Genomic DNA, 3,114 nt, shown 5'->3' on the forward strand with positions numbered 1-3,114 from the left:
CGCCTGGCGCATGGCCACTCGGCGCTGCGCGCGGTGCAGCCCGCGCGCCGGCTGGAACTGCTGCGCGGGCGCCTGGAAGCGCTGGCGCCGCGCGCGCAGGCGGCCATGGCACGGCAGCTGCAGCGCGATGCCCTGCATCTGCGCGGCATCGCCCGCTCGCTGGAGGCGGTGAGCCCGCTGGCCACCGTTGCGCGCGGCTACGCGATCCTCACCCGCGCCGACGACGGCGCGCTGGTGCGCTCCACCGCGCAGGTGCGACCCGGCGATGCGCTGCAGGCGCGGGTGGGCGACGGCGTGGTGGATGTGCGCGTCGCCGGTACGGAAACCGCACCACAGGAACAACCGTAAAAACGATGGCAGGCGCGGCTGAAACCGCGCTCCCGCGGACGCAGCGGCAATCGCTCAATTCTTTCCCGCGGTCTCGCAGAACCGCTGCCGGTACTCCATCGCCTTGGGCATCAGCGCCTGCAGGTTCTGGATGCGGGTGCCGGGATTGGGATGGGTGGAAGCGAATTCCGGCGGCGCCTGGCCGCCGCTGGCCGCGCCCATGCGCTCCCACAGCGGCACCGCTTCCTCCGGATTGAAACAGGCCGCAGCGGCCAGCATCAGCCCCACTTCGTCGGCCTGGGTCTCATGGCTGCGCGCGTACGGCAGCAGGTAACCGTAGCCGAAGGCCGACATCAGCATCTGTTGCTGCTGCGCGTCCATGCCACCGGCGGCGCCGGCCATCTGCCCGATCTGCGTCAGCTTCTGCTGGGCCATGCGCTGCGCGCCATGGCGCAGCAGCGCATGGGCGATCTCATGCCCCATCACCACCGCCATCGCATCGGCGTTGCGCGCCACTGGCACCAGCCCGGTATAGACCGCCATCTTGCCGCCCGGCAGGCAGAACGCATTGGCCTGGTCGGACTGCAGCACGTTCACTTCCCAGTCGAAGCCCTGCGAGAAGCGGTTGGGCGCCTGCCCGTGCTCGGCCGCGAGCGCCGCTTCCACCGGCTCCACCTTGGCGATCAGGCGCTGGGCTATCTCGCGGATCTGCCGCGCCACCTGCGTATTGGGATCGACCGGCCGCTCCTGCGCCAGGATCTGCTGGTAGGCCTGCAGGCCCAGCGCCTTTTCGTCATCGGCATCGAGGGTCTTGTCGATCAGTACCTTCTCGCCGGTATACGGGTCCACCGTGCGGTTGCCGAAGTAATAGCAGCCGCCATAGATCGCGAAGCCAAGCAGGATGATCCAGCGCAGGCCGCCACCGATGCCGCGGCGGCGGTTATCGCGCGGGTTGCCGAGGGGGTCTTGTCGCATCGTGGGCTCCGCCGGGAACGGTTGGACGGAGCGATGGTAGCGCCACGTCAGATGCCGCGCACCAGCCGGAAGCCGATGCGCGCGCTGGTCACGTCCGAGTCCTGCGACAACCGCCAGGCGGCGCGGGTCTGCTCCGGCGCGTTGGCCCAGTTGCCGCCGCGGACCACGCGCTGCCGGCAGCCCGGGTTGTACCAGGCCGCGCCGTCGGGCGGTGCGCGCCGGTAGCTGGCGTGCCAGCAGTCGGCCACCCACTCGCTCAGGTTGCCGGCCATGTCGTGCAGGCCCCAGCCGTTGGGGCGGAAGCTGGCCGTCGGCGCCGCGCCCCAGTAGCCGTCGCCATAGCCGATGAAGGCGTTCTTCCAGTGGCGGCCGCTGGGCGAGACATCCTCGCTGCCGGTGAAATTGCCACTGCCCGCCGGCGGCACGCCGGCGTCGCCCCACGGATAGCGGCCGGCGGTGCCCGCGCGCAGCGCGTACTCGAACTCGGCCTCGCTCGGCAGCCGGTAATAACGGCCGGTTTGCGCGGACAGCCAGGCTGCGTACGCTTCGGCGTCGCGCACGCTGACGTGCATCACCGGGTTGTCCGGCGGCGCCTTGGCGCCGTTGTAGTCGGCCTGCCAGTCGGCGCCGTTGCGGCGCACGAAGTTGCCGCTGCGCTCGTCGTAGACGATCGAATGGCCGCGCCGGCTCGCGCGCGGCCGCGCCTTGGTCGCCGCCACGAAGCGGCCGAAGTCGGCCACCGTGACTTCGGTGATGGACATGGCGAAGCCGCGGTCGAAACGCACGTAGTGCTGCGGGCGCTCGGCATCGCTGGCACCCGGTTCGCCATAGCCGGCGCCCATCTGGAAGCCGCCATGCGGCACGACGATCATCTGCGGGCCGCGTCCGCCGTCCTGCAATGAATCGCTGAATACCTGCCCGGGACGGAAGCTGCCGTAATGCGCGACCAGGTCGATGCGCTGCCGCAGCACCGCCACCGCCGCGTCGCCGGGCACGGCGATGCGCAGCGCCTGTTCGAGTTTCTCGCGCGCGTCCTTGAGCCCCTTGGGCGAGGCGAGGTCGTGCAATCCGCCATCGCGCAGGGCGGCGAGCTGCGCATCGCGCATCGCCTCGATCCGCACCCGCGCGTCGGCCACGGTCGGCGCGTCCTCGCGGATGCGCGAAGCCTGCCGCAGCCAGTCCAGCGCCGCATTGAAATCGGCATGGGCCGCGGCATCCTCCGCCTGCCTGAGCAATCCGCTTTCCACCGCCGCCAGGCCCTGCCGGGCGCGGCTGTTGCCCGGATCCAGTTCCAGCACCTGGGCGAACGCGCCTGCCGCCAGCGCCGGGCTGCCGGTGCGCAGCGCCTCCTCGCCGGAACGGTTCAGCGCCAGCAGCCGCCGCGCCACCTGCACGCGCCGCTGCAGTTCCAGTTCCACCCCGCCCTCCGGCGCCAGATGGACGAGCACCGCGACCTGGGTGGCCGCTTCGGCCAATGCCCTGCGCTGTTCGTCCTGTTGTTGCAGCAGGGCGCGGACCGAGGCCTGCAGGCGCACGCGGGCCTTTTCCAGGCCGCGCCGGGCTTCGCGCTCCTGCGGCCGCAGCGACGACACCGCCAGGTACAGGGGAATGGCGGCCTCCGCGTCCTGGTACAGGCGCCCTTCGGCCAGCGCAGCGCCCGCCCGCTGCAGCGCGCCGCGCACCTGCTCGGGCTGCAGCTCGACCGCGGGCGGCGTCCAGACCGGCAGCGGCACGACCGCCGGAGCCGGCGCGGCGATCGCCTGCGGCTCCGGCGCCGCGACCGGCGCCACCGGCTCGGCCTCGACCGGTTGC

3 protein-coding genes are annotated in these 3,114 nt (G+C 72.1%); 1 reads left to right on the forward strand and 2 read right to left on the reverse strand.

The genetic code is table 11. From position 1 onward, the window contains the following. Positions 1-348: exodeoxyribonuclease VII large subunit (locus tag QMX80_RS18900; RefSeq protein WP_282278709.1), on the forward strand; the 348-nt coding region annotated here is incomplete at its 5' end. 54 nt (positions 349-402) lie between these two features. Here QMX80_RS18900 and QMX80_RS18905 read toward each other — a convergent pair. Together QMX80_RS18905 and QMX80_RS18910 are read right to left on the reverse strand one after the other, a co-directional pair. Next, the gene (locus QMX80_RS18905; RefSeq protein WP_055769578.1) at positions 403-1,302 is read right to left on the reverse strand and encodes a M48 family metallopeptidase; all 900 of its coding nucleotides are present in this window, start codon (positions 1,300-1,302) and stop codon (positions 403-405) included. A gap of 47 nt (positions 1,303-1,349) precedes the next feature. After that, positions 1,350-3,059, reverse strand: coding sequence for a formylglycine-generating enzyme family protein (locus tag QMX80_RS18910; RefSeq protein ID WP_282278710.1), 1,710 nt, complete (start codon positions 3,057-3,059; stop codon positions 1,350-1,352). Positions 3,060-3,114: the final 55 nt, after the last annotated feature.

This window comes from Stenotrophomonas sp. PS02297, from assembly GCF_029959705.1.
Classification (GTDB): domain Bacteria; phylum Pseudomonadota; class Gammaproteobacteria; order Xanthomonadales; family Xanthomonadaceae; genus Stenotrophomonas; species Stenotrophomonas nitritireducens.

Coding starts and splice junctions, on each gene's coding strand:
- QMX80_RS18905 (WP_055769578.1), bottom strand. CDS start 1,302: ATGCGACAAGACCCCCTCGGCAACCCGCGCGATAACCGCCGCCGCGGC.